25 protein-coding genes are annotated in these 24098 nt (G+C 71.4%); 5 read left to right on the forward strand and 20 right to left on the reverse strand.

What is annotated here, in order from left to right:
- Positions 1-46: 46 nt before the first annotated feature.
- A complete protein-coding gene (locus AC1MEY_RS21905) occupies positions 47-838 on the reverse strand; it encodes an SDR family NAD(P)-dependent oxidoreductase (RefSeq protein WP_480227487.1) in 792 nt (263 codons plus the stop codon).
- A gap of 119 nt (positions 839-957) precedes the next feature.
- Between AC1MEY_RS21905 and AC1MEY_RS21910 the strand changes: the two genes are divergently transcribed.
- Entirely contained in the window at positions 958-2349 is a 1392-nt protein-coding gene (locus AC1MEY_RS21910; RefSeq protein WP_480231613.1) for a protein adenylyltransferase SelO, read from the forward strand.
- 9 nt (positions 2350-2358) lie between these two features.
- Here AC1MEY_RS21910 and AC1MEY_RS21915 read toward each other — a convergent pair whose 3' ends face one another.
- The 8 genes from AC1MEY_RS21915 to AC1MEY_RS21950 all read right to left on the reverse strand — a co-directional run bounded on the left by AC1MEY_RS21915 (position 2359) and on the right by AC1MEY_RS21950 (position 9297).
- Complete coding sequence (locus AC1MEY_RS21915; RefSeq protein ID WP_480227488.1) at positions 2359-3570, reverse strand: DUF7373 family lipoprotein; 1212 nt, start codon at positions 3568-3570, stop codon at positions 2359-2361.
- A gap of 27 nt (positions 3571-3597) precedes the next feature.
- A complete protein-coding gene (locus AC1MEY_RS21920) occupies positions 3598-4515 on the reverse strand; it encodes a M56 family metallopeptidase (protein ID WP_480227489.1) in 918 nt (305 codons plus the stop codon).
- Entirely contained in the window at positions 4512-4850 is a 339-nt protein-coding gene (locus tag AC1MEY_RS21925) for a BlaI/MecI/CopY family transcriptional regulator (RefSeq protein WP_480231614.1), read from the reverse strand. Before AC1MEY_RS21925 ends, AC1MEY_RS21920 begins: the two co-directional genes overlap by 4 nt.
- Before the next feature lie 29 nt (positions 4851-4879).
- On the reverse strand, positions 4880-6175 hold the full coding sequence (locus tag AC1MEY_RS21930; RefSeq protein WP_480227490.1) for a L,D-transpeptidase: 1296 nt from the start codon (positions 6173-6175) through the stop codon (positions 4880-4882).
- A 31-nt stretch (positions 6176-6206) separates the two neighbouring features.
- Positions 6207-6863 carry a DUF305 domain-containing protein gene (locus AC1MEY_RS21935; RefSeq protein WP_480227491.1) on the reverse strand — a complete coding sequence of 219 codons (657 nt, stop codon included), beginning with the start codon at positions 6861-6863 and terminating at the stop codon, positions 6207-6209.
- 3 nt (positions 6864-6866) lie between these two features.
- A complete protein-coding gene (locus AC1MEY_RS21940; protein ID WP_480231615.1) occupies positions 6867-7514 on the reverse strand; it encodes a DUF3105 domain-containing protein in 648 nt (215 codons plus the stop codon).
- 88 nt (positions 7515-7602) lie between these two features.
- Positions 7603-8112: a hypothetical protein gene (locus AC1MEY_RS21945; protein WP_480227492.1), complete on the reverse strand. Its 510-nt coding sequence runs from the start codon at positions 8110-8112 to the stop codon at positions 7603-7605.
- Entirely contained in the window at positions 8113-9297 is a 1185-nt protein-coding gene (locus tag AC1MEY_RS21950; protein ID WP_480227493.1) for a zinc-binding dehydrogenase, read from the reverse strand.
- Positions 9298-9469: 172 nt separating this feature from the next.
- Here AC1MEY_RS21950 and AC1MEY_RS21955 point away from each other — a divergent pair, with 172 nt between their 5' ends.
- Positions 9470-10486, forward strand: coding sequence for a GGDEF domain-containing protein (locus AC1MEY_RS21955; protein WP_480227494.1), 1017 nt, complete (start codon positions 9470-9472; stop codon positions 10484-10486).
- Here the strand turns inward: AC1MEY_RS21955 and AC1MEY_RS21960 are convergent.
- From AC1MEY_RS21960 to AC1MEY_RS21990, 7 genes are all read right to left on the reverse strand, one after another.
- Positions 10420-12633: a molybdopterin-containing oxidoreductase family protein gene (locus AC1MEY_RS21960; RefSeq protein WP_480227495.1), complete on the reverse strand. Its 2214-nt coding sequence runs from the start codon at positions 12631-12633 to the stop codon at positions 10420-10422. The genes AC1MEY_RS21955 and AC1MEY_RS21960 overlap by 67 nt on opposite strands.
- A gap of 47 nt (positions 12634-12680) precedes the next feature.
- On the reverse strand, positions 12681-12935 hold the full coding sequence (locus tag AC1MEY_RS21965) for a DUF6480 family protein (RefSeq protein ID WP_480227496.1): 255 nt from the start codon (positions 12933-12935) through the stop codon (positions 12681-12683).
- Positions 12936-12939: 4 nt separating this feature from the next.
- Positions 12940-13620 (reverse strand): IF2 family translation initiation factor, encoded by a 681-nt coding sequence (locus AC1MEY_RS21970; protein ID WP_480227497.1) that lies wholly within the window; start codon positions 13618-13620, stop codon positions 12940-12942.
- A gap of 19 nt (positions 13621-13639) precedes the next feature.
- The gene (locus AC1MEY_RS21975) at positions 13640-14194 is read right to left on the reverse strand and encodes a CsbD family protein (protein WP_480227498.1); all 555 of its coding nucleotides are present in this window, start codon (positions 14192-14194) and stop codon (positions 13640-13642) included.
- A gap of 78 nt (positions 14195-14272) precedes the next feature.
- On the reverse strand, positions 14273-14929 hold the full coding sequence (locus tag AC1MEY_RS21980; protein ID WP_480227499.1) for a DUF3159 domain-containing protein: 657 nt from the start codon (positions 14927-14929) through the stop codon (positions 14273-14275).
- Positions 14930-14969: 40 nt separating this feature from the next.
- Positions 14970-15695, reverse strand: a complete 726-nt coding sequence (locus AC1MEY_RS21985; RefSeq protein WP_480227500.1) for a cutinase family protein — start codon at positions 15693-15695, stop codon at positions 14970-14972.
- A 72-nt stretch (positions 15696-15767) separates the two neighbouring features.
- Complete coding sequence (locus tag AC1MEY_RS21990) at positions 15768-16025, reverse strand: hypothetical protein (protein WP_480227501.1); 258 nt, start codon at positions 16023-16025, stop codon at positions 15768-15770.
- A gap of 145 nt (positions 16026-16170) precedes the next feature.
- Between AC1MEY_RS21990 and AC1MEY_RS21995 the strand changes: the two genes are divergently transcribed.
- Entirely contained in the window at positions 16171-16557 is a 387-nt protein-coding gene (locus AC1MEY_RS21995) for a DUF2237 family protein (protein ID WP_480227502.1), read from the forward strand.
- A gap of 5 nt (positions 16558-16562) precedes the next feature.
- Positions 16563-17570, forward strand: coding sequence for a CobW family GTP-binding protein (locus AC1MEY_RS22000; protein ID WP_480227503.1), 1008 nt, complete (start codon positions 16563-16565; stop codon positions 17568-17570).
- A gap of 7 nt (positions 17571-17577) precedes the next feature.
- Here the strand turns inward: AC1MEY_RS22000 and AC1MEY_RS22005 are convergent, their stop codons facing one another.
- The 3 genes from AC1MEY_RS22005 to AC1MEY_RS22015 form a co-directional block, all read right to left on the reverse strand.
- Positions 17578-19926 (reverse strand): glycoside hydrolase family 65 protein, encoded by a 2349-nt coding sequence (locus tag AC1MEY_RS22005; RefSeq protein WP_480227504.1) that lies wholly within the window; start codon positions 19924-19926, stop codon positions 17578-17580.
- Entirely contained in the window at positions 19923-20669 is a 747-nt protein-coding gene (locus tag AC1MEY_RS22010) for a beta-phosphoglucomutase family hydrolase (RefSeq protein WP_480227505.1), read from the reverse strand. Before AC1MEY_RS22010 ends, AC1MEY_RS22005 begins: the two co-directional genes overlap by 4 nt.
- A gap of 64 nt (positions 20670-20733) precedes the next feature.
- Positions 20734-22230, reverse strand: a complete 1497-nt coding sequence (locus AC1MEY_RS22015; protein WP_480227506.1) for a potassium/proton antiporter — start codon at positions 22228-22230, stop codon at positions 20734-20736.
- A gap of 78 nt (positions 22231-22308) precedes the next feature.
- Here AC1MEY_RS22015 and AC1MEY_RS22020 point away from each other — a divergent pair, with 78 nt between their 5' ends.
- Positions 22309-22995: a potassium channel family protein gene (locus AC1MEY_RS22020; protein ID WP_480231616.1), complete on the forward strand. Its 687-nt coding sequence runs from the start codon at positions 22309-22311 to the stop codon at positions 22993-22995.
- Here AC1MEY_RS22020 and AC1MEY_RS22025 read toward each other — a convergent pair.
- A complete protein-coding gene (locus AC1MEY_RS22025) occupies positions 22985-24091 on the reverse strand; it encodes an acyl-CoA dehydrogenase family protein (protein ID WP_480227507.1) in 1107 nt (368 codons plus the stop codon). The genes AC1MEY_RS22020 and AC1MEY_RS22025 overlap by 11 nt on opposite strands.
- Positions 24092-24098: the final 7 nt, after the last annotated feature.

Genomic DNA, 24098 nt, shown 5'->3' on the forward strand with positions numbered 1-24098 from the left:
GCGAGCTGTCTTCACTGCCAGACACGGGATCTCGACCTTTCCTGGGTCAACGGTCACCGAACGGTGTGACGATCAGCCGGTTGGCCGTCGCCTTGGCGGAATCGGGCAGGACGCGCGCCACCAGTCCGGTGACCTTGCTGACCGGTGACGAGGCGACGACCTTGCGGTCGCCGCGCAGCATCGCGTCGTAGCCCTGCCGGGCGGTCTTGGCCGGATCGTCCTTGAACGGCATCCGGCCCAGCGGCGTGTCCAGCATGCGTACGCGCCGGAAGAAGTCGGTGTCGGTGGCGCCGGGCATCAGCGCGGTCACCGACACCCCGCTGCCGCGGAACTCGTCGTGCAGCGCCTCGGCGAACGACTGCACGAATGCCTTCGACGCGTTGTACATCGACTGGTACGAGCCCGGCATCATGGCCACCAGCGACGAGGTCAACAGCACCCGGCCTGCGTCACGCGCGGCCATGTCCATCAGGACCAGCTTGGCCAGGTGCACCGTCGAGCGGACGTTCACGTCGACGATCCGCAGGTCGGCGGCGAGGTCGCCGTCGACGAACCTCCCGGCCCGGCCGGTGCCCGCGTTGAGCGCTGCCACGTCGATCGTGCGGCCGCCGTCGGTGGCGGTCGCGTAGAGGTGCTCTACGGCGGCCGGCTCCGCCAGGTCCACCCGCACGTCGCGCACCACCGTCCCGTAGGTGGCCAGGTCGCGGGCGGCGGTCTCGATGCGGGCGTCGTCGGCGGCGATCACCAGGTCGTAGCCGTCGGCGGCGAGCAACCGCGCCAATTCCAGGCCGATGCCGCTGGACGCGCCCGTCACCAGGGCCTGCCGTGCGGGAGACATGCCCGACGGCCTACCCGACTCCTCCGCCGCCAAACGCCCGCGTCGGTACCCTCGATGAGGTGAGTTCTCCCGCGACGGCCCTCGTCCTGGCCGACAGATTCGCCCGCGAACTGCCCGAGATGGCCCTCTCCTGGCAGGCCGCCGACGCCCCCGCACCACGGTTGCTGGTGCTCAACGAGCCACTCGCCGCGGATCTCGGTCTGGATGCCGAATGGCTGCGCAGTCCCGACGGCGTGGCCTTCCTGGTCGGCCTGTCGGTGCCCGAGGGCGCCGCACCGGTGGCGCAGGCCTACGCCGGGCACCAGTTCGGTGGCCTGGTCCCCCGGCTCGGCGACGGTCGTGCGCTGCTGCTCGGCGAAATCGTCGCGCCGGACGGCCGGCTGCGCGACGTCCACCTGAAGGGTTCGGGCAGAACGCCGTTCGCGCGCGGCGGGGACGGCCTGGCCGCCGTGGGTCCGATGCTGCGCGAGTACGTGATCAGCGAGGCGATGCACGCGCTGGGCGTGCCGACCACGCGGTCGCTGGCGGTCACCGCGACGGGCACCGACGTGGTCCGCGAGACGATGCTTCCCGGTGCCGTCCTGACCCGCGTGGCGAGCAGCCACCTGCGCGTCGGCAGCTTCGTCTACGCCGCGCTGACCCGCAGTGACGACCTGCTCCGGCGCCTCGCCGACCATGCGATCGCCCGGCACCACCCGGCTGCCGCCGAGGCCGAGCGGCCGTATCTGGCGCTGTTCGAGTCGGTGCTCGACGTCCAGGCTGCGCTCATCGCCGAGTGGATGCTGCTGGGGTTCGTGCACGGCGTGATGAACACCGACAACATGACGATCTCGGGCGAGACCATCGACTACGGGCCGTGCGCGTTCATGGAGACCTTCGATCCCGCAACGGTGTTCAGCTCGATCGACCACGCGGGCCGGTACGCGTACGGCAACCAGCCCGCGATCGCCGCGTGGAACCTGGCCCGGTTCGCCGAGACGCTGCTGCCCCTTATCGACGACGACGCCGACACCGCGATCGCCCTGGCCACCGAGTCGCTCGGCGGCTTCGGCCGCCGGTACGAGGCCGCCTACACCGACGGCATGCGGGCCAAGCTGGGCCTCGCCGGCGACCAGGCCGCCGACGCCCTCGCGACCGATCTGCTGGAACTGCTGGCCGCCAACCACGTCGACTACACGTCGTTCTTCCATTCGCTCACCGCTGCCGCCCGCGGGGAGACCGAACCGGCACGTGGCCTGTTCGCCGACCTCGCCGGCTTCGACGCCTGGCTGACGCGCTGGCGTGCGGCGGGGCCGGACGCCGACGCGATGGGCCGGGTGAACCCGGTGTACATCCCGCGCAACCACCTTGTGGAGGAGGCGCTCGCCGCCGCCACCGACGGCGACCTGGCGCCGCTGACCCGGCTGCTCGAGGCGGTCGGCGCACCGTTCGAGGAGCGGTCCGGTCTGGAGCGCTACGCCGAGCCCGCTCCGGTGGACTTCGGCGCCTACCGGACGTTCTGCGGCACCTGACGTCCGGCGTCAGCCGTGCGCGGTGAGCATGACGTACTGCGCGGCGACCTGCTGGTGTGCCTCCGCCAGCTGTGGTGCCTGCACCTCGATGGCGTAGCGGCCCGCCGACGTGACGCAGTAAAAGCCGCTGGGGAACGTCAGGCAGCGGCTGGCTGGCAGTCCCGGTACCGGGTCGGCGGGGGTGACGCCCTCGGTGTCCACCTCGACGCCGAAGGAGTCGGCCACCCACTGGGCGGCGGCCTCGTCCTTGGCCTGGTAGACGTTGGTGCCCGCCATCGCGATGGCGTCGACCCCGTTGTCCTTGAACAGATCTGCCGATCCGACCGGGTTGCTCTGGAAGTGCAGCGCACCTCGCGCGCTGTAGACGGTGTTCTTGGTCGCCGGGGTGCCCGCGCCCGCGGGCAGCGTCCGGGCCAGCAGTCCGGTCGGGTCCATCGGCACGTCGGCCATCGCGTCGGCGGGGGTCGGGGTGAACCGGTCGATCAGCGGGCCCTGCAGGTCGATGGTCTTGGCAACCAGGTTCGCGGCGGCCGCCGGGCCGTCGACGGACTGCGCGACCTGCATGAGGACGTAGGGGCCGCGCGGCGTGAACGCCCGGATGGCGCCCCACGCCTTGGGCGCCTGGTGCGGAGTGAAGGGGTACGCCGACGCCACCGTGTCGGGATGGCCGGGGACCTGGGTCGGTGCCGGGGTGGTGCCCTGGATCTGCTGCTGCGCCGCTGCGGCGTTCATGTCGACGCCGGCGGCCGACGCAGCCGCGGCGTCCGGGAAGCGCAGGACGGCGTTGACGAGCACCATCCTGTCGGTCGCCTGCCGCGCGGATGCGAACCCGTTCACCATGCCGTGCCTGCCCGCTGCCGCGGCGATCGACGTGGGGCCCAGCTGCTCGAGGGCCTGCGGGCTGGTGAGCAGGAACGAGCTGGCGAGGTACGGGGTGACCGCGGCCTCGTCGACGTCCCACGGACCGATCACGAAGTCCGCCATGTGCTGTGCGTCGGCGACGACGCCGGTCGCCGGGTTCCCCGCCGTCCCGAGCGGCGGCCGCGGGGTCGTCGGGAGGTTGCCTGCGTCGAGTTGATCCGGGCTGACGATGGCCGCGGGAGCGGACGTGGTCGCCGACGTGGGCGCAGCCGTGCCATCGCCGTCGTCCGCGGTCCCGCCGCATGCCACCAGAACCGCAGAGGCCGCCACCACCGCACCGAGTCTCGCGCAGATCCGCATCACGACAACCTATCCGGCCGACCGGCGTCAGAGGTGACAGATGGCCGTCAGTGCGGCGGGTAGACAGATCATCGCCGTCAGGGTCGAGCCCAGCACGACGCGTTGCCGCAAACGTTCGCCTGCGCCGGCGGGCACGGCGAGCCGCAGCGCGCGCCGACGCACCGCGACGTCGGCCACGCCCATGGCGGCGCCGGGTAGCCGTGGGCCCTCGGCGAGGGCGATCAGCCCGGACAGCAGCGCCGCACGGCCGTGCCCGCGGGTGGCCTCGTCGTCGGCGCACATCTCGAGCAGTTCGCCGACCGCGGTCCGAGCCGAGCGGAACAGGGGCAGGCGGGGCATCGCGGCGGCGCACGCCCGCAGCAGCATCATCAGCTGGGGGTGCCGACCGCGCAGGTGCGCGCGCTCATGGGCGACGACCGCCGCCAGTTGCTCGGGTGGCAGCGCGTCCACGGCGGCCGAGGTGACGACGATCGCGTCGGGGCGGCCCGCGACGCAGTAGGCGGCGGGCCGGTGGGCCCGGACGACCACCACCCCGTCGTGTCCGGATCGGGCGCCGACGATGCGGGCGGCGCTCGCGTGTTCGCGGCTGCGGCCCCAGAACCGGTGCAGCGCAAGCCCGAGACGGCTAAGCACGACGATCGAGGACACCGCGGCCACGGCGATCGCCGCGACGAGCACGGCGTGGCCCGCCCACCCGCCGCGGTGCAGCACGAGCAGCACGTCGGCGCAGTACCGGGCGGATGCGGTGGCATGGTGGTGGAGGAATCCGGCGGCCACCCCGGCGCCGGCCACCAGCCAGGCCGCGACCGCCAGCGCCATCGCGCTCAGCCACACCACCACGGCGAGCCGGGGACTCGCGCCGCTGCTGGTGCGTCCGAGCAGGATTCGCGGGCCGAGGAACGTCAGCACCGCGGCGTAGCCCAGCAGGCAGAGCGAGGCGTTCACGGGACCGGTCGCCGGCGGGCCGCCCTGCGCAGCGCCACCCGCAGTCGCGCCGACTCCTCCTCGCTGATCTGGTCGAGGAAGAAGTTCAGCACCAGGTCGGCGTCGCCGCCCTCCTGGAAGGCATCGCGCATCAGGTGGGCCGAGCGTTCCTCGCGGGTCATCGTCGGCCAGTAGCGGTACGCCTTGCCTTCGCGCTCCCGCTCCAGCCAGCCCTTGCGGTGCAGGTTGTCGCACGTCGACATCACCGTGGTGTAGGCGATCTCGCGGGTGCCGGTCATCTCGTCGAACACCTCGCGCACGGTGACGCCGCCACCGTGGTCCCAGACGTGCTCCATGACGACCGCTTCGAGGTCGCCGAAGCCCCTCACGCGCGCACCGCGCTGCCCTTCAGCCACGTCTCCCAGGGCACGCTCCAGTCGCCGTTCTGCCACTGCTCCAACGGCTTCCCGCCGGTGTTGCGCACCTCGACGACGTCGCCCGGTTGGGCGAATTCGTAGAACCATTCCGCATTCTCGGCACTGAGGTTCAGGCAGCCGGCGGACACGTTGGTGTTGCCCTGCGCCCACACGGTGGCCTCCCGCTCGTGCAGGTAGATGCCGTCCTGACTGATGCGGACCGCGTGCGGCACGCTGATGCGGTAGCCGGCCGCTGAGTTGACCGGCAGCCCGTAGGTCGACGAGTCCATCATCACGGGGTTGGCCTTGTCCATCACGGTGTAGGTGCCGCTCTGGGTCCAGAAGTGGATGGTCTGGCCCCCCGCGGACGTGGTGCCGCCGCGGCCCATCGAGGTGGGCATCGTGCGGACGAGCTTGCCGTCGACGAAGACGCTGACCTGCTTGGTCACGTCGTCGGCGATCGAGACGTGCGACCGCCCGATCCGGAAGCCGACCCGCCGGTCCTGCTCGCCGTAGACGCCGTCGCCGAGATGCGCGCCGTAGAGCTTGGCCGCGACGGTCACCTCGGTGCCCGACGGGAAGTACTCGCGCGGACGCCAGTGCGCCTTGCGATCGTTGATCCACGACCAGGCGCCGTCGACGCGCGGGCTGGTGGTGACCTGCAGCCTGCTCTGCGCGGCGGCCCGGTCGGCCACGGCGCGATCGAACTGCGCGACGATCACGGTGCCGACGCCGTACGTGCCGTCCTGGCGGATCGGGACGCCGGCGGTGGTGTTGAGCGTGACGTCGGCCTGCTTCTCCGGCACGACCGTGGAGAAGGTCGACGTCTGGGTCGCGGTGGTGGCGTTGGTGCCTCGGCCGGTGACGCTGACGGTGTAGTCGCGTCCGTAGCCGAGCGGTTCGGCGGGCCACCACGCCCGGCGGTCCTCGGCCATGCGGCCCGCGACCTCGCGGCCCTGCTCGTTGGTCATCCGCACCTCGGCGAGCGTGCCGGACGTCGCGCGGACCACGACCTCGTCCGCGGGGCGGACGTCCTGGGCGCCGGTGCGCGGGGTGATCGACACGGCGGCGGGCACCAGCGGCGGCAGCACGGCGGCGGCCTTCGCGGTGGTGACGGTCGGATCCGCCGCGACCGTCGACGACCCGCTCTGCATCACGACCACCAGCGCGGTGATCACGCTGACGGCGGTCAACACCAGCGTTCGGTGTCGGCGTCGGACGGCCACGATTCCTCCCCTGAAGACGTCGGATCTACGTACCGACATAGTAGATGAGGAAGTGCCGCTGAGAATCCTCTCAGCGCACGGGTAGGGGTGAAGCGTTGCGCTGCTGCAACATCTGCGTCATCAACTGACCCTCGGACTGCTGCGTGGCGAGCATCTGCCGCGCGAGATCGCGCACGTAACCGGTCTCGGCGCGCTCGGCGCCCGCGACGAGCATGTCCGTTCCGCCCTCGTGGTGGCGCAGCATCAGCTGCAGGAAGAGCACGTCGCGCGCCGGGCCGGTGGCCTGCCGCAGCGCGGCGAGATCGGCGGCGTCGGCCATCCCGGGCATGGTCGTGGCGGCACCCATCCCCGCCATGCCCCCGTGGCCGTCGTGGCCCTCGTGGCCGTCGTGCGACATCCAGCCCATGTACCCGCCGGTGGGCAGCAGCGGCCGGTCCCACGCCGTCAGCCAGCCCTGCATCCGACCGATCTGGTTCTGCTGGCTGGTGAGGATGTCGAAGGCCAGGTTCTTGACCGCGGGGTCGGCGCCGCCGGTGATCTCGGTGGTGGCCATGTCGACCGCCTGCGCGTGGTGCACCGACATGTCCTGCGAGAAGCCGACGTCGACGGCGCCCACCGCGGCGTCGGCGGGGTGGTCGCCGCCGCGGATCAGCAGCCCGATGCCGGTGCCGGCGGCGAGCAGCAGGACGGCGGCGAGGAGGACGAGCCACCCGCGACGGCGGGCCATCCGCTACTTCTCCCGGACGGGCGCGGCGTCCGGTCCCGGCGGGGACGGATCGAACGCGGGCGGGTTGTCGACGTCGAAATACGGTGAGGCGCAACTGGCGCCGGGCTCCGGGTAGGTGCTCTCGTTGAGCCGCAGCTTCTCGATGAACTCGACCAGGCGCGGGTCGGCGGGGTCGGTGAGCTTGAGCTGGTGCCCCCACGACTGGACCGACAGCGGCGTGTCGAGGCCCGGATACGGCGACATCAGCGAGTACGGCTGGTCCTCCACCATCGCGGCGAGGCCGGCGATCTGCTCCGAGTTCAGCGCGTCGGGGTCGTAGGTGATCCAGATGGCGCCGTGCTCGAGGGAGTGCACCGCGTTCTCGGACCGGATCGCCGTCGGGTAGACGACGCCGGTGCAGGTAGCCCACACCTGGTCGTGGGCGCCGCCGAACGGGGGCGCGTGGTCGTAGGCGACGCGCTGGTCGGCGTCCACGTGGTCGCCCGCGGGATAGTCCTCGTGGACGATTCCCGGAATGCTCAACGACGGATCCGAGGTCGCGTCGGCCTGCTGCGGCGGCGGCGCGTCGTCACCGCGGGAGCCCAGCGTCAGCCACAGCACCACGCCGATCACCGCGATCACCACGACCGCCGCGATCGTGCCCCAGGGCATGCCCGCCAGCATCCGGGGGGTCCTGCCGCCACTCGATCGCTCGTCCGCCACGCCGGCCACTCTAGTCGGTGCCGGATCCGGGGCGGTCCTACCAGAGCGTCCCGGTGGCCTGGTCGATCACGAATCCGTGTGCGCCGTTGAGGGTTTCGCACCGGACCGCACCGCGCGGATCGACCGCGCACCGGGTCGCCCCGTTGGTGAGGCGGTGCCGCACGGGCAGCACGTCGACGGTGCGGGTGAACCCGGGCGCGGCCAACCGGCGGTACTCCGCGGCCCGGCCGCCCTCGATGATCGTCTGGTTGCTGCCCGGCGGCGCGTCACGCGGGGCGAAGTCGCACGCCGCGACCTGCCCGATGGGGCCGATGGCGCATCCCTTCCCCGCCGGCGTCCGGAAGTAGACCCAGCCCGGATCGGCGTCGAGGGTGTGCCGGCCGGGCCCGAGCGGGTACTTGTCGACGCCGACGTCCGGGTCCGGCGGACCGCCGCCGGTCGGCGTCACGGTGCCGAAATCCGCTGTGTCGTCACCGGTCCGATCGCTGCCGCAACCCGTCACCGCGAGCACCGTCGCGAGTACGGCCGCGGCGAGCGCGGGGCGCATCTATCGCGCCCCGGCGGCGGTCAGCCGGACCTCGGACGACGTCTCGCGGGGGTCGATGAGGATCTTGGCGTGCGTCTCGGGGTCGCCGAGTGCGGCGAAGGCGTCCACCACGCCGGTCAGCCCGACGGTTCCGGTGATCAGCGGCGACGCGTCGACCTTGCCCTCGCCGAGCATGGCCAGGGTGTCGCGGAACTCCAGCGGCGTGTAGCCGAAGGCGAAGCGCATGTCGATCTCCTTGCTGATGGCCATCGCCGGGCGCAGCCGGTCCTCGCCCATGCACACGCCGACGACCACCACCAGCGCGCTCAGCGGTGCGGCGGCGACCACGCCGTCGAGCATGCCGGGCACGCCGACGCACTCGAAGACCACCGGGCGCTTGGGGCCCGCGGCGCCGAACCGGTCGGCGGCACGGTAGAGGTGCTGCCAGCCCGGCACCTTCCGCAGCTTCTCCATCGATCCCATGCCGAGTTCGTAGAGGGCGGGCGCGGAGGTCAGCACGCCCTTCTGGCGGGCCAGCTCGTCGAACGGCGACGCGACGGCCGGGTCGACCACCACGTGGGCACCGCACCGCGATGCCAGCGCCCGCCGGCCTGGCGAGAAGTCGCTGGCGATGATGGTGGACACCCCGATCGCCGCGAGGTGGCAGATCACCGCGAGGCCGACGGGCCCGCAGCCGACCACCACCGCGACGTCCCGCTTGCCGATGTCGCTGCGTCGCACGGCGTGCAGTGCCACCGCCATGGGTTCGGTCAGCGCGGCGACGTCGACGGACAGCCCGTTCGGCACGACGAAGGTCATCGCCCCCTCGACGACGACCTGTTCGGCGTAGGCGCCCGGCGCCTTGGGCGACAGCCCGGTCAGGTGGACCGCGCCGGCCGAGCGCACCAGCGGGAACGACACGACGGTGGCCCCGGACTTGAACTCCTTGGCGGCGCCGCGGCCGCGTTCGACGACCTCGCCGCAGAACTCGTGCCCGAGCACCACCGGGGTGTCGCCGCGCATGAAGTCGCCGTAGTCGACGGCCGCCATGACGTCGGTGAGTTCGTCGGCGTGGTCCTTGGCGTGCAGGTCGGAGCCGCAGATGCCGCAGCGCCGGACGTCGAGCACGAGCTGCCCCGGGCCGGGCCGCGGGTCAGGCAGGTCGACGACGGTCAGGTCACCGTGGACGCAGCTGACGGCCTTCATGGGCGGGACTCGGCGCAGGCAGAGGTGAACACGACGCCAGTATGCCCGGCGGCGATACCCGGACCTCCCCTTTCTGCCCGTCGTCACTTACACTGTCGTCAAAATGCGTTGGGGGCGGCGCGGCGATCGCGATGGTCCGTGCCCGGTCGCCCCGACACCGACGAGGTCTCGTATGCGCCGACAGCTGGGTCCCGATCTCGGTCTGTCCCTGCGCCGCCGCATGGTGCTCGGGTATCTCGGCCTACTCCTGGTGCTGTACGCGCTGGCCATCGCGACCGAGGTGGGCGTGGCGTCGACGCTGCACACCGCGGCGGGCGAGTGCATCTCGGCGGGGCTGTGCGTGCTCGGACTGGCGGTGTCGGTGCGCGCGCCGCTGCGGGGCTGGCGGTACGTGGTGGCGGCCCTGGTGATGTGCACCGCACCCCTGACCGCGCTGCTGTTCCACACCGCGGCGGTGGGCCAGATCTGGTCGCTGATCCCGCTGCTCTTCGCGATGGTGTTCCTGCGGACCTGGCACTCGGCCGGGACGACGCGCATCGCCGGCGGTCTGCTGTCCGTCGCGGCGGTGACGTGCCTGCTGATCGCGCCGGCCGAGGTCCCGCCGCTCTGGCTGCCGCTGTTCGTGGTGTGCATCGTGGGGGCCGGCGAGGTGTTCGGGTCGGTGAACTCGGCCCTGTTGGACGTGGCGTTGCGCGATCCGCTGACCGGCCTGTGGAACCGCGCGGGCGTCGACCGCCAGGCGCGGCTCGTGGTGAACGGAGCGCGCGTCCGTGGGCAGCGCGCGGCGGTCATCCTGTTCGACGTCGACGACTTCAAGCACGTCAACGACCGGTACGGGCACGCCGCGGGCGATGCGGTGCTGATCGACCTGGCCCGGCGCTGGTCTGCGGCGCTACCGGACTCGGCCGTGCTCGGCCGGGTCGGCGGCGACGAGTTCGTGGTGTTCGCGGTCGGTTACGACGAGGCCCGGGTCCGCGACCTCGCTGCCCGGCTGGCGGGCCGCGACCCCGTGCGCGTCACCTACGGCGTGGCACTGGGTCCGGCCGGACCGTCCTCCGTCAGCGACCTGCTACCCGCTGCCGATCGAGACCTGTACCGGCACAAGCGGTTGCGCAAGAGCGGTCACGCCCCGGCGGTGACCCGCACCGGGATGTTGCCCTGCCTGGGCATCCCCGTGATCGGGTCGTAGTCGACGTCGGTGGGCACCAGCCGCCCGACGTTGCTCCCCCGGTCGCGCACCTCGTCGTCCTCGGCGGGCAGGCCGCCGAAGGCGTGGTGCATGGCGATGACGTCGCGGCGCAGGCTGTCGTCGGCCTCGACCACGCTCGGGATGCTGTCGTGCGGTGAGGTGACGGTGACCAGCTCGCCGGACACCAGTCCCAGCTCGGCGATCGCGTCGGGGTGCATGAAGGCGGGGTTGTAGGCCTTGCCCCGGTTCAGCGCGGGCAGGGCAGTACCCGACGAGTTCATGAAGCTGCCGTGCCTGCGCGGGATCAGCCGGAACGGGTACGTGGAATCCGCTCGCGCCGTGGCGAAGTCCTCGGCCAGCACGGCACCGAGGTCGTCGATCATGAACGCGTTGGCCACGTCGAGACGCGCGGTGCAGTCGGCGTCGCGCTCCGCCACCACGTCGTCGACGTCGTAGATCTTGCCGTGCGGGTGCCGTCGCACCTCGTCGAACGGGATGCGGGAGCCCGCGCACATCTGCTCGAACAGTTCCTCGGTGGTGAGGGTCGTCTCGCCGTTCATGTTGAGCACCACCGGCGGCGACTCCATGAACCTGCCGCCGCCCCCGCCGAAGAAGTTCACGAACCACAGGTCGAGGTTCATCCGCTTGGCCAGGCCGAGGAAGAACTGCCATTCCTCGGTGAGGTCGGAGCCCACCGGCGGTTCGAGGATGCGCGGGACGTACTGGCCGTATGGCGCCGGGATCCCGGTGCCCGAGGTGTAGTACTTGATGAGTTCGCTGCCCATCGTCATCGCCGGGGTCTCCATCTGCATCATCGGCGCGATGACGTAGTCGGCCAGCCGTGAGGTCAGCGACATCTCGGTGTCGAGCGTGACGAGCAGGTCCAGACTCTCGAGTGCGCGCAACGTCTTTCGCTGGTCGGGCCAGGCCGCCATCGGGTTGCCGCCGATGCAGATCAGCGCCTTCACCTGCCCCTCGCCCTCGAGGAGGATCTCGTCGGCCAGCGCGGCGGTCGGCATCCCGCACACCGCGTCGGTGAGGTCGCGCACCCGCAGCTTCTCGCCGTACCCCCAGCCCTCGTAGGGCGGGTGCGCCTGCGCCTTCGCGGTGAACGCGGGCATCAGCGTGTTGGGTCGCAGCACCCGTTCGCCGGCGCGCTGCCACCGCCCGCAGATCGTGGTCAGGCAGAGACACAGGTATTCGAGCAGGTTGCCGTGCATCGCGAAGTTGGCGCCGGTGCCCGCGTTGACCATGCCGGGACGGTCGCCGTGGGTGGCGAACAGTCGCGCGGCGTCGATCAGCTGCTGCTCGGGGATGTCGGCGCGGCGGGCCACGTACCCGGAGTCGAAGTCCGCGACTGCGGCGGCGAGTTCGTCGAAGCCGCTGACGTTCTCGGCGATGAAGGCCTCGTCGTAGAGCTTCTCGTCGATGATGATCTTGATGATGCCGGCGACGATCGTGGCGTCCTCGCCGGGCCGCGGCTGGATGTGGATCGCGGCGCGCGCGGCCGTCTGCGAGCGACGGGGGTCGATCACGATCAGCTTCATGCCGCGGGCGATCGCGGCGCGCAGGCCCTGACCCGGGTTCTGGCCGGGGATGCCGATCGCCTTCGACACCAGCGGGTTGGTGCCGATCAGCAGCCAACTGTCCGCGGCGTGGAAGTCGACGTCGCCGCCGAGCCAATGTCCGTGGGCGGCGAGTGCGATCTGCTTGCCCGGCTGATCGATCGTGTTGGCGGTGAAGAACATCGGCGATTCGATGGCGCGGATGAACGCGTTCGCCATCAGTGCCGATGCCGGGTAAGGCAGCCCGTTGGTGCCGAGGTACATCGCGATCGAGCGGGGTCCGTGCTCGTCGATCAGCCGCTGCAGCTCGACGGCGATCTCGTCCATCGCGCGCTCGGCGCCCACGTCTTCGTAGGTGCCGTCGGCCCGGCGCTTCTGGCTGGTGAGCAGGCGGTGTGGATTGTTGTGGATCTCGGGCAGCGCCCGGCCCTTGGCGCAGGTGTAACCCTTGAACATCGGGTTGTCAGGATCGCCGGTGACCTTGGTGAGCCTGCCGTCGGTGACGGTGGCGAGCACACCGCAATGCGCGGAGCAGATCCGGCAGATGCCCGGCTGGGTGATGCCGGTGGAGGGCTGGGACACGACCCCGATGCTAAGCGCTCGCTCAGCAGGGCGGGCGGGATTGCCGACTACCCGTAGACGTCGAACATCCTGAACACCAGGTACACGGCAGCCACCAGGAAGATCGACGCGAACGCGATCAACACGATCAGCCAAGTCCGTGACCTGGTGTCGCCGCCGTGGGGCACGACGGGATCCTTGTTCGCCGTCGCGGACATGGAGGAGGCGTCAGGCGGCGTATCGCCGGGCTGCACACCCCCGCCCTCGTCGAGGGCGGGGATGTCCTCCTGGTCCGGTTCCGGATCCGGCGGGAGCGTCGTCATGTCGCTACGACGAATCCGCGGCGCGCTCGGCCTGGCGCTTCTGCTTCTCGACGTCGGCCAGTTCCTCCACGCGGTCGGCACGGTCGCGCTTGGCGGCGGCCTCCGTGCGCTTCTGCGCGGCGTCCTTCTCCTGCGCGTCGGCGACGTCGGTCACGGCCTTCTCCGCCGCGTCGATGCGGGCGGTCTCGGCGCGCTTGGCCTGCTCCGCCTGCTTCTTGCGCTCGGCGGCGGCCTCGTCGGCGCGCTCCTTGGCGGTGCTGGTGCGCTTGGCCACCGTCTCCGCCGCACGCTGCTTGCGGGCGTCGGCGTCCTCGCGGGCCTTCGCCTGCTGCTGGGCCTTCGCCTGACGAGCCTGGTCCTGCTCCTCGGCGATGTTCTCGCGCTCCTGCTGCAGGTCGGTCTTGGCCTGCTGCCGCTTCTGCTCGGCGGCCTGCTCGAGCTGGGTCGCCCGGGCCAGCGCAGCGCCGCGCTCGGCGCGCGCCGCACCGCCGGTCTCCAGGTCGCGATCACGCAGCCAGTGCCCCACGGTCGCGTCGATCGCGCCGAACGAGCGCTCGTAGAGCAGGCGTCCGGGCGCCTCGGAATCCATCTGTGCGACCACTCGACTCTCGATGATCTGCAGGGGGATCCGGGCGATCCGATACTGCAGTCGCAGCACGGTCAGGGGAAGTTCGGTGATGTTCATCGTCGGCTCCTCGTTCTCGTCAGGACTTGGTCGCGTCGTCGGATTCGGCCGCCCGCTCGCGCATCAGCTTCGCGCGCTCCTCGAGGGAGGCGGCCTCGTCGAGGTCCTCGCGGTAGTCCTCGACGGCCTCGCCGTACTCCTCGGCGGCGCCAGCCACCTCGGCCCGGTGCTTCGCCTCGGCGACCTGCGTCTCGCGCTGCGCGGCGGACTCGGCGGCCACGCGCTCGCGGGCCAGATCCTGCGCGCCGGCTTGCTCGGCGGCGGCCTTCTGCGCCTGCCGCTCGCTCTCGGCGGTCGCCTCGACACCGGCCGTGCGTGCGGCGGTCTCCGCCCGGCGCTGCGCGCCCTCGAGTTGGGCCTCGCGGGCCTCCTCGCGGGCTTCGGCGCTCTCGGCCTCGGCGATCGCGTCGACGCTGTTGGCCTCCTTGCGCTCCTTGGCCTGGGCCTGCTCGAGCTGGCCCTCGGCGGTCAGCGAGTCATTGCCCGTGACCGCGCCTGCGATCTCCTTGGCCTTGCCCTTGACCGAGTCGACCAATCCCTTGCGTGCTTCGCCTGCTGTGTCCTCGTTGGTCATCCGGTTCTCCTTTCGGCATGGTTACCTGCCGATGGAGATTCCTCGCCTGGCCGGATCCAAACCCGCCCCCGCACCGGATCAGGCGGACGTCACTTCGCTGTGCGGATCGTCTTCGGTCGCCGACGTGCGCGGTAGCGCACGCAGCGCCGTCCGGATGGCGAAGTAAATTGACGTCGACGTGATCAGGAACACAGGCCAGCCCATCGCGATGCGCGCGACGCCGAGCAGACCGGTCTGATTCGTCTCGTAGAGGTAGTACTGCACGCCGAACCGCGACCAGCCCGCCACCGCGAGCACCAGCGTCGCGAGGTCGAAGGCCACCCGCACCCGGCGCACCCGGCGCCACGAGCCGTCGCGGCCGGTGATCCACGCCCAGCCCACGCCGACCAGCGGCCACCGGATCAGTACCGACAGGGTGAAGACGATGGCCGCGGCCAGATAGGACCAGATGCCGGGCAGGTAGAAGTCCTTGGCCCGGCCGGTGATCAGCGCGTACGCGGCGGAACCGGCCACGGCGACGAAGCCGAACAGCGACGGCCGCAGCGATTCGCGCCGGATCAGCTGCCACGCGAGGACCGCCGCCGCGGTGCCGAGCGACGCCACGATCGCCGCGGTGAGGTCGGCGAACGACAGTGCCAGGGCGAAGACGGTGACCGGCAGCGACGTGTAGATGAGTCCGCTGTAACCGCCGGCCCGGGCGAGCAGGGCGTCGAACGGCGACCTGTTGTCCGTCACCCGTCCGAGCGTACTGAGCCCGCGCGGATGCGCCCGGCGACTACCGGGGTGCGATGCCCGCGGCCATCTCGCTGACCGGCGCACCGGGCGTGTGGCCCTTGACGCGGTCCGCGGCGAACGACGCCGCCTGGTCGGTCAGGCCGGCCTGGGGGTATTGGCTGTGGGCTGCCCGATCGTCGCCGCTGGAGCACACCGGGTCGGCCCCGTTGCACAGCTCGATGGTCTTGGTGCCGTAGAGCGGGCTGTTCGCGACGAGCGGGCGGCCGATCTTCTGCGACGGGTTGCCGAACACCGCGACGGCGGCGACGTGGTTGGCCACCTCGGGCGACATCGGGACGCCGAAGCCGAACGCCTGCGCGGGGTCCGCGGTGATCAGGTCGACCACGGCGGCACCCTGGCTGAAGCCACCCAGCACGATGCTGGTGTCGGGACAGCTCGCGGCGATGGACTGCACCTGCGCCGCGGCGTCGTTGGCGCCCGCGACGGCCTGCATGAAGTCGTCGGAGGCGGGGTAGTTCACCGCGCTGACGGCGACGGTCTCACCCCTGAGGTCGCCCTTCAGGGAGTCGACGAAGGCCTGTCCGACGCGTCCCACGCCGACGGGTTCGCCGGTGCCCCGGGCGAAGAGCACCTGGACGTCGGAGCACGCGGCCGCAGAGGCGGCCGGCGCGAACCCGACGAGGCTGGCGGCACCGAGTACGCAGCCGGCGAGAGCGCCGGTGACGGCCACGCCGAATCCTCGGTGCGTTGCGTGACGATCAGACATGGCGGTCTCCTGGTTCATGTGGCCCCTGCGTGTGGCCGAGGCGTCTGCTCGTACGAACTGCCCGGCAGCGGTTTACATTCCACCCGGTTTCGGTGACGACGCCAATCCGGCGCGCGGACACGCCGCCGCGGTGGCCGGTCGGTACGGCGCGACGTCCCACCCGGGATGGGCGTCGGCGATCGGGACCGCCGGGTGCGGCGGATCGATGCGGGACCCGTCGGACACGGCCGGCCCGAAACCACCCGCGACCAGCGCCGACGCCACCATCCACCGACCGCGGGCCCGGGTGGTCCCGGGGCCTTGCGGTCGGGCCCGGACGTGGTCGTCCACCCACCGCCGGACCCCGTGGCGCGCCGCGGGGGCCCGCCGACCGGTGGTCGGGCCAGTGATGCGCTTCACTGGCCGCGGGGCCGGCCCGAGCCCGAGGCGGCCCGGTTGGCGCTCCGCTCGTCCGCCGCACGCGATACTGATCGGCATGGCTGATCGCAACGTGCTCGGCGGCGAACTCGGGACGTGCGGCACCGAGCCGATGACGGGCTTCTACCGCGACGGCTGCTGCTCGACGGGCGAGGAGGACTCCGGGCTGCACACCATCTGCGGGGTGATGAGTTCCGAGTTCCTCGACCACCAGCGTTCCATCGGCAACGACCTGGCGACGCCGATGCCGCAGTACCGGTTCCCCGGCCTCACCCCCGGCGACCGCTGGTGCGTCACCGCGCGGAACTGGCTGCGCGCCCGCGAGGACGGCAAGGCCTGCCCGGTGGTGCTCGCGTGCACGCACGAGCGCACGCTCGACGTCGTGCCGCTCGACGTCCTGCGCGAGCACGCCGTGGACGTGCCCGACGACGCCGCAGGACTGTAGACCGGGTGCAGGCCATCCCCGTCATCGCGCTGACCGGCTACCTCGGCGCGGGGAAGACGACGCTCCTCAACCACGTGCTGCGCGCACCCGGTGCCCGAATCGGCGTGGTCATCAACGACTTCGGCGAACTCAACGTCGACGCGGGACTGGTCACCGGGCAGGTCGACGAGCCCGCGTCCATCACCGGCGGGTGCATCTGCTGTCTGCCCGACGACGGCGGACTCGACGAGGCGCTGGAGAAGCTGGCCGATCCGAAGCTGGCACTCGACGCGATCATCGTCGAGGCGAGCGGGCTGGCCGACCCAGTCGCGATCTCGCGGATCATCCGCTTCAGCGGCGTGGAGCGGATCCGGCACGGCGGGGTGGTCGACGTGGTCGACGTCGCCACCCACTTCGACACCGTGGACCACTCGGCCATCGCGCCCGCCCGCTACGCGGCGGCGTCGCTGATCGTGGTGAACAAACTCGACCAGGTCGGCGAGGGCGACCGCGACGCCGCGCTGGCGCGCGTGGAAGCCCGCGTGCGCGAACGCAATCCGGAGGTGCACGTCGTCGGTGCGATCGGCGGGCGGGTCGATCCCCGGTTGCTGTACGACGTCACCGACATGGCCGACGAGCCCGGCCAGCTCTCGTTCCGCGAGCTGCTGATCGAGGAGCAACACGACCACGTGCACGCCGCCTCGGTGACGTCGCTCTCCGAGGGCTGCGTCGATCCCGGGGCGCTCGTCGACCTGCTGGAGCAGCCGCCCGCCGGGGTGTACCGGATGAAGGGCACGGTCGCGGTGCGGTACCGCGCCCAGGTGCGCCGGTACGTCGTGAACGTCGTCGGCGCGTCGATCCACGTCGCGGCCGCATCCCGGACGGGTCGTGGCAACAACCTCGTCGCGATCGGCACCGGCATCGACGTCGACGACGCCCGCGAGCGCCTCGACGCCGCGCTGCGTCCGGTCGACGGACCCGCACCGGCTGCGGGCCTGAAGCGCCTGCAGCGCCACCGTCGGCTCAGCATCTAGCCCCGTGTCAGTGCCGGCGCAGCGGCTCCCGTCCCGGTGGCTGCGGCGGCGGCGGCAGCAGCGCCTCGCGCGGCACGACGGGCAGCGTGGTGGGCGCCTGCGTGGTCAGCTCGACGTGCTCGCCGGCGTGCTGGATGGTGAGCGTGCCGTCCGGCCCGTCGCGCAGCGTGTACGTGGCCTGCTCGTGGTCGACGTCGACGATGATCCGGAAGTTGCGCCACCGCAACCGGAATCGCAGATGGCTGACGGCGCTGGGCAGCTGGGGGTTGAAGGACAGCTCTTCCTCGTCGTCGCGCAGCCCGCCGAAGCCGGACACCCAGGCGATCCAGCCGCCGGCCAGCGACGCCATGTGCAGTCCGTCGCGGCTGTTGCCGTGCAGGTCGCGCAGGTCGATCAGCGCAGCCTCGCTGGCGTAGTCGTGGGCGAGTTCGAGGTGACCCACCTCGGCGCACATCACCGCCTGCGTACATGCCGACAGCGACGAGTCCCTGGTGGTGCGCCGCTCGTAGTAGTCGACGTTGCGCGCCTTCTGCTCCGGCGTGAACGCATGGCCCTGCCAGTGCATCGCGAGCACGAGGTCGGCCTGCTTGATCACCTGCGACGGGTACAGCCGCACGTAGGGCTCGTGCAGCAGCAGCGGGTACTCGGTGTTGTCGTGGAAGTCCCACTCCCGCAGCGTCGTGAAGCCGTCGCACTGCTCGTGCACGCCGAGGTCCTCGTCGTACGGGATGTGCACGGCCGCAGCGGCATTGCGCCATGCCGCGGTCTCCTCGGTCGACACGCCGAACGCACCGGCCTCCGAGGGGTGGCGACCGCACGCGTCGACGGCGATGCGCAGGTTGTGGGCTGCCATCAGGTTGGTGAAGACGTTGTCGCGCACCACCGCGGTGTACTCGTCGGGTCCCGTCACCCCGGCGAGGTGCCAGACACCGTGCCGGTCGTAGTAGCCCAGCGACATCCACAGCCGGGCGGTCTCGATCAACACCTCCAGACCGCAGTCCTCCTCGAGTGACTGGTCGCCGGTCACCAGGCGGTACCGGTCGAATGCCATCGCGATGTCGGCGTTGACGTGCCACGCCGCGGTGCCCGCCGGCCAGTACGCCGAGCACTCCTGGCCGCGGATGGTTCGCCACGGGAAGCTCGCACCATTCAGGTCGAGTTCGGTCGCGCGCTCGCGTGCGAGGTCCAAAGTGGTTGCCCGCCAACGCAGGGCGTCCGATGCGGCCTCCGGAACGGTGTAGGTCAGCAGCGGCAGGACGTATCCCTCGGTGTCCCAGAAGGCGTGCCCGTCGTAGCCGGTCCCCGTCAGTCCCTTGCCGGCGATCGCGCGGCGTTCGGCGCGGGCGCTGGCCTGCAGCACGTGGAAGATGCCGAACCGCACCGCCTGCTGGGAGACGGGGTCGCCCTCGATCTCGACGTCGGCGGCGTCCCAGAAGTCGTCCAGGTAGGAGCGCTGCGCCTCCACCAGGCCGTCCCACCCGGTGTAGCGGGCGCCCGCGATCGCCGCCGACACCTGGTCCTTCAGCGCGGGCCGCGACCGCAGGCTCGACCAGCCGTAGGCGACGTACTTGACGATCCGCAGCTTCTGGCCGGGTCGCAGGCCGCAGATCACGGTGGTCCGCGCCCAGTCCTCGCCGGCGTCGGTGTCCACCTCGACCCGGCCGGGCACCTCGACCAGGTGGTCCATCGCCGCGGCCATCATCAACTCGCTCGACTTGGTCCGGTGCATCAGCAGCGCACCCTGGTCGGCGACCTCGGACGCCACCGACTCCAGCGGGCTGCGCAGCACCGCCGACACGCGCGGATCGTCGGACTGCTCCGGCTGGTCCTCGTTGGCGACGAGTTCGGATTGCACCGTCACGCGGGTGAACTCGTCGACCGCCTCCACGGTGTACTCGATCGCGACGACGCTGCGCTGGGTCAGCGACACCAGCCGGGTCGAGGTGATCAGCACCTGCTTGCCCGCGGGCGACCGCCACCGCGCGCGCCGCGACAGCGTTCCGGCCCGCAGGTCGAGGACGCGTTCGTGTTCGACCAGGTCGCCGTAGCGGACGTCGAACGGCTCGTCGTCGACCAGCAGGCGCAGGATCTTGCCGTTGGTGACGTCGATCAGCGACTGGCCGTCCTCCGGGTAGCCGAAGCCGGACTCCGCATACGGCAGCGGCCGGGACTCGTAGAACGAGTTCAGGTACGTCCCGGGCAGTCCGTGCGGCTCGCCCTCGTCGAGGTTGCCGCGCAATCCGACGTGTCCGTTGGACAGCGCGAAGACCGACTCCGACTGCGCGATCGTGTCGAGGTCGAGGCTGGTCTCACGCACGTGCCACGGTTCGGCGGGATACGTGCCCGTATCGATCACGAGGTGGCCGGCATCAGGTCGGCGAGGTCGTCGACCACCACGTCGGCGCCGTTGCTCTTCAGCGCGTCGGCGTGACCCACCCGGTTCACGCCCACCACGATCGCGAAGTGTCCGGCGTGACCGGCCTGCACGCCCGCGATCGCGTCCTCGAAGACCGCCGACTGGTCGGGCCTGGTGTCGAGGAGTTCGGCGCCGCGCAGGAACGAGTCCGGCGCGGGCTTGCCGGGGATGTCCTCGTCGCGCATCGTGATGGCGTCGACGCGTTGTGCCACGTACTTCTCCAATCCGGTGATCCGCAGGACCTCCGCGGTGTTGGCGCTCGACGACACCACGGCGATCCGCAGGCCCGCCTCGTGCGCGGCCGCCAGATAGCGGCGCGACCCCTCGAAGACGGTGACGCCGTCGGTCTCGAGGACCTTCTGAAAGAGCGCGTTCTTGCGGTTGCCCAGACCACTGACCGTCTCGGCGTCCGGGCCGTCGTCGGGCGTCCCCTCCGGCAGCGTGACGTCGCGGCTGGCGAGGAAGGCCCGCACCCCGTCCTCCCGGCGCTTGCCGTCCACGTACAGCCCATAGTCGGCGTCGACGTCGAACTCGCGGAACGGCTCACCCTCGCGCTCGGCGCGGGCCTTCAGGAAGTCGTCGAACATGGCCTTCCAGGCCTTCCGGTGCACGCTGGCGGTGTCGGTGAGGACGCCGTCCAGGTCGAACAGGCACGCGCGGACGTCGTCGGGGAGACCCAGCATGTTGGCTTCCATACCCATTACCCACCCAATTTCCTCGCCCGAACCCATTCCGGCCCGCCCGGACTCAGTCCGGCAGCCCGTACTCGTCGAACCAGTACGCGAGCTTGCCGCGCCGGCTGACCGCGCGCAGCCGGGACTCGGCCGCGGCGCGGGTCTTGCTGGTGGTGACGATCAGCAGTTCGTCGCCCGCCTCGATGCGGGTGTCGGGCAGCGGGACGAAGGTGTGGCCGTCGCGAATGATCAGCGTGATGACCGCGGGGTCGGGCAGCCGGAGTTCGAGGATCGTGACGCTGTGCAGGCGGGACTGCGGTTGCACGGTCATGGTCAGCAGCTCGGCGTCGAGCACGTCCAGCGGTGCCGCCTCCACCTGGATCTCGCGAGTCGACTCGCGGGTGATCAGGCCCAGGGCCCGCGCGATGGGCCGCAGGCTCGGGCCCTGCACAAGCGTGAACACCACGACGAGGATGAACACGATGTTGAGCAGTCGCGAGCTGTCGGGCACGCCGGCGACGATCGGGAACGTCGCCAGCACGATCGGCACGGCGCCGCGCAGCCCGGCCCAGGACAGGAAGAGCTGTTCGCGCCACGGGATGCGGAACCAGAACAGCGACCCCACCACCGACAGCGGCCGCGCGACGAGCAGGAGCACCGTGCCGATGATGATCGCCGGGACGACGTCGGCCGCCAGCTCACTGGGGTCGACCAGCAGGCCGAGCAGGACGAACAGCCCGATCTGCGCGAGCCAGCCCACCCCCTCGGCGAACGACCGGGTCGCCGACCGGTGCGGCAGACCCGAGTTCGCGAGCACCACCGCCGCTAGGTACGCGGCGATGAAGCCGCTGGCGTGCACGCTGCCCGCCGCGGCGAAGGCGACTAAGCCCAGACCGAACGTTGCGATCGGGTAGAGCCCCGACGCGGGCAGGGCCATCCGGCGCAGGGTGGCCGCTCCGAGGAATCCGACGCCGAGTCCGAACGCCGAACCGACGGCCAGCTCGTAGACCATCTCGGTCACGGCGTGTTCGGGTTCGACGAAGAACGGCACCACGCTGAACGTGAGCACCAGGATCACCGCGGGCGCGTCGTTGAAGCCGGACTCCGCCTCGAGCAGGCCGGCGACGCGACGTGGCAGCGGCAGCACCCGCAGCACCGAGAAGACCGCCGCGGCGTCGGTCGACGAGACGATCGCGCCGACGAGCAGCGACAGCTGCCAGGTCAACCCCAGCAGCAGGTGCGCGGCGACCGCGGTCACCATCGTGCTGACCAGCACGCCGATGGTCGCGAGCGCCCCCGCCGGCGCGAGCACCTTGCGGATGTCGGCGAACTTCGTGGTCAGACCGCCCTCGACGAGGATCACCGCCAGCGCGGCCGTGCAGACGTTGCGCGCGAGTTCGACGTCGTCGAAGTCGACGCCGAGGAAGTCCTCGCCGAGCACGACGCCGACGAGCAGGAAGAACAGCAGGCTGGGGAAGCCGATCCGGGTCGCGACACGCGTCCCGACGATGCTGGCCAGCAGCACCAAGCCGCCGATCAGGAGCGCCAGGTAGAGCTGCTGCAGTGTCATCGCGGTCAGTATTTCAGGGCATGCCCCGCCGTGATGAGCCAAGATGGCAGGGTGGCGCAACGGACGGCCCGGGTCGGCATGCGAGTGGGCATCGCCGGGGCAGGCAACGTGGGTCGCTCCGTCGCGCGCGAACTACTCGAATACGGGCACAAGGTGCTGCTGATCGAGCGTGAGCGACGGCGCTTCGAACCCGCCACCGTCCCCGGCGCCGACTGGCTCAACGCCGACGCGTGCGAGCTGACCGCACTCGAGGAGGCCGGCGCCCAGACGTGCGACGTGCTGATCGCCGCGACCGGTGACGACAAGTCGAACCTCGTGGTCGGCCTGCTGGCCAAGACCGAGTTCGGCGTGCCCCGCGTGGTGGCCCGGATCAACGAGGTGCGCAACGAGTGGCTGTTCAGCAGGGAGTGGGGCATCGACGTCGCCGTGTCGACGCCGGGCGCCCTGGTCGCCGGCATCGAGGGCGCCATCGACGTCGGCCATCTGGTACGGCTGATGGGCCTGCGCGAGGGGCGCGCCGATCTCGCGAAGTTGACGCTGCCGCACGACAATCCGCTGGTCGGTCAACGGGTCTCGGACCTGGAGCTGCCCGCCGGCTCCGCCCTCGTGACGCTGCTGCGCGGCGGCGAGGTCATGATGCCCCGGCCCGACGACGTGTTCGTGGCCGGCGACGAGATGCTCTTCGTCGCCGACAGCACGCTGCAGCGGTCGATCCGGGCCGCGATCCACAGCGTGGAACCGCGGCCCGACCCCGTTACAGGGTGACGATCGCGTAGTCGCCGACCTGGGCGCTGAGCACCCGCAGTTGGTCGTCGGCCGTGCCGAGGGTGTTGTCGATCGCGGTCAGCCGCGCCGCGAAGTGGCCCACCGGGTACTCCGCGGTGATGCCGATGCCACCGTGCAGCTGGATGGCCTCCTGCGCGATGTGGCGTCCCGAGCGGCCGACCTGCAGCTTCGCCCTGGCCGCGATCACCGGGTCGAACGTGCCGTCGGCGATCGACATCGCGGCGTAGAAGTTCATGCTGCGCGCCAGCTCCAGCGACACGTACATGTCCGCAGCGCGCTGCGTCAGCGTCTGGAACTTGCTCAGCGGCACGCCGAACTGCTTGCGGCTGGTGAGGTACTCGGTGGTGAGCCGCAGGGCCTCCTCCATCGCGCCGATGGCCTCGGCGCACAGCGCCGACTGCTGCCGGACCAGGGTGCGCCGAACGTGCTCGGACGCGTCCCCGCCGGCTCCGAGCGGCTCGGCCGGCGCTGCGTCGAAGTCGAGTTGCGCGCCGCGCCTGCCGTCGAACGTGCGGTACGGGTGCTTGCCCGCCGCGGCGCCGTCGACCAGGAAGAGCCCCACCCCGCCGTCGGGCAGGGTGGCGCTGACGATGACCTTGTCGGCGGAGTCGCCCGCGGACACGGGGCGCTTGCGGCCGGTGACGGTCCACGCGTCGCCGTCCTGGGTCGCGGTGGTCTGCGTGCCGGTGGACACCGCACGCACACCGGGCTCGCCGTGCGCGAACGCGAGCAGGACCTGACCGGCTGCGACGTCGTCGAGGATGGCCTTCTGCTCGTCGCTGCCCAGTTCGGCGATCAGGCCGCCGGGGATCAGCGCGGCGTCGGCGATGGGTTCCGGCGACAGGCGCTTGCCGGCCTCGGTCAGGATCACCATGTGCTCGATCGCACCGGCTTCCTCGGGGTCGAATCCGAGGCCGAGGAGGCCGACCTCGGCGAGCTGGTCCCAGACCTCGCGGCGCCAGCCGAGGTCGCCCTCGGCCACCTCGTTGAGCTTGGTGACGTCGTAGCTGCGGGCCAGCACGTCGCGCGTGACGTCGCGCAGGAGCTGCTGTTCTTCGGTCAGATCGAAGTTCACGGGTGGC

The sequence above is a fragment of the Mycobacterium sp. PTI7 genome (assembly GCF_056679845.1).

Bases quoted from the DNA above. Each gene is read 5' to 3' on its own strand.
- AC1MEY_RS21905 (WP_480227487.1), bottom strand. From the start codon at position 838: ATGTCTCCCGCACGGCAGGCCCTGGTGACGGGCGCGTCCAGCGGCATC.
- AC1MEY_RS21910 (WP_480231613.1), top strand. From the start codon at position 958: ATGGCCCTCTCCTGGCAGGCCGCCGACGCCCCCGCACCACGGTTGCTG.
- AC1MEY_RS21915 (WP_480227488.1), bottom strand. From the start codon at position 3,570: ATGCGGATCTGCGCGAGACTCGGTGCGGTGGTGGCGGCCTCTGCGGTT.
- AC1MEY_RS21925 (WP_480231614.1), bottom strand. From the start codon at position 4,850: ATGGAGCACGTCTGGGACCACGGTGGCGGCGTCACCGTGCGCGAGGTG.
- AC1MEY_RS21930 (WP_480227490.1), bottom strand. From the start codon at position 6,175: ATGTCGGTACGTAGATCCGACGTCTTCAGGGGAGGAATCGTGGCCGTC.
- AC1MEY_RS21935 (WP_480227491.1), bottom strand. From the start codon at position 6,863: ATGGCCCGCCGTCGCGGGTGGCTCGTCCTCCTCGCCGCCGTCCTGCTG.
- AC1MEY_RS21940 (WP_480231615.1), bottom strand. From the start codon at position 7,514: ATGCCCTGGGGCACGATCGCGGCGGTCGTGGTGATCGCGGTGATCGGC.
- AC1MEY_RS21945 (WP_480227492.1), bottom strand. From the start codon at position 8,112: ATGCGCCCCGCGCTCGCCGCGGCCGTACTCGCGACGGTGCTCGCGGTG.
- AC1MEY_RS21950 (WP_480227493.1), bottom strand. From the start codon at position 9,297: ATGAAGGCCGTCAGCTGCGTCCACGGTGACCTGACCGTCGTCGACCTG.
- AC1MEY_RS21955 (WP_480227494.1), top strand. From the start codon at position 9,470: ATGCGCCGACAGCTGGGTCCCGATCTCGGTCTGTCCCTGCGCCGCCGC.
- AC1MEY_RS21965 (WP_480227496.1), bottom strand. From the start codon at position 12,935: ATGACGACGCTCCCGCCGGATCCGGAACCGGACCAGGAGGACATCCCC.
- AC1MEY_RS21970 (WP_480227497.1), bottom strand. From the start codon at position 13,620: ATGAACATCACCGAACTTCCCCTGACCGTGCTGCGACTGCAGTATCGG.
- AC1MEY_RS21975 (WP_480227498.1), bottom strand. From the start codon at position 14,194: ATGACCAACGAGGACACAGCAGGCGAAGCACGCAAGGGATTGGTCGAC.
- AC1MEY_RS21985 (WP_480227500.1), bottom strand. From the start codon at position 15,695: ATGTCTGATCGTCACGCAACGCACCGAGGATTCGGCGTGGCCGTCACC.
- AC1MEY_RS21995 (WP_480227502.1), top strand. From the start codon at position 16,171: ATGGCTGATCGCAACGTGCTCGGCGGCGAACTCGGGACGTGCGGCACC.
- AC1MEY_RS22010 (WP_480227505.1), bottom strand. From the start codon at position 20,669: ATGCTGGGTCTCCCCGACGACGTCCGCGCGTGCCTGTTCGACCTGGAC.
- AC1MEY_RS22015 (WP_480227506.1), bottom strand. From the start codon at position 22,230: ATGACACTGCAGCAGCTCTACCTGGCGCTCCTGATCGGCGGCTTGGTG.
- AC1MEY_RS22020 (WP_480231616.1), top strand. From the start codon at position 22,309: ATGCGAGTGGGCATCGCCGGGGCAGGCAACGTGGGTCGCTCCGTCGCG.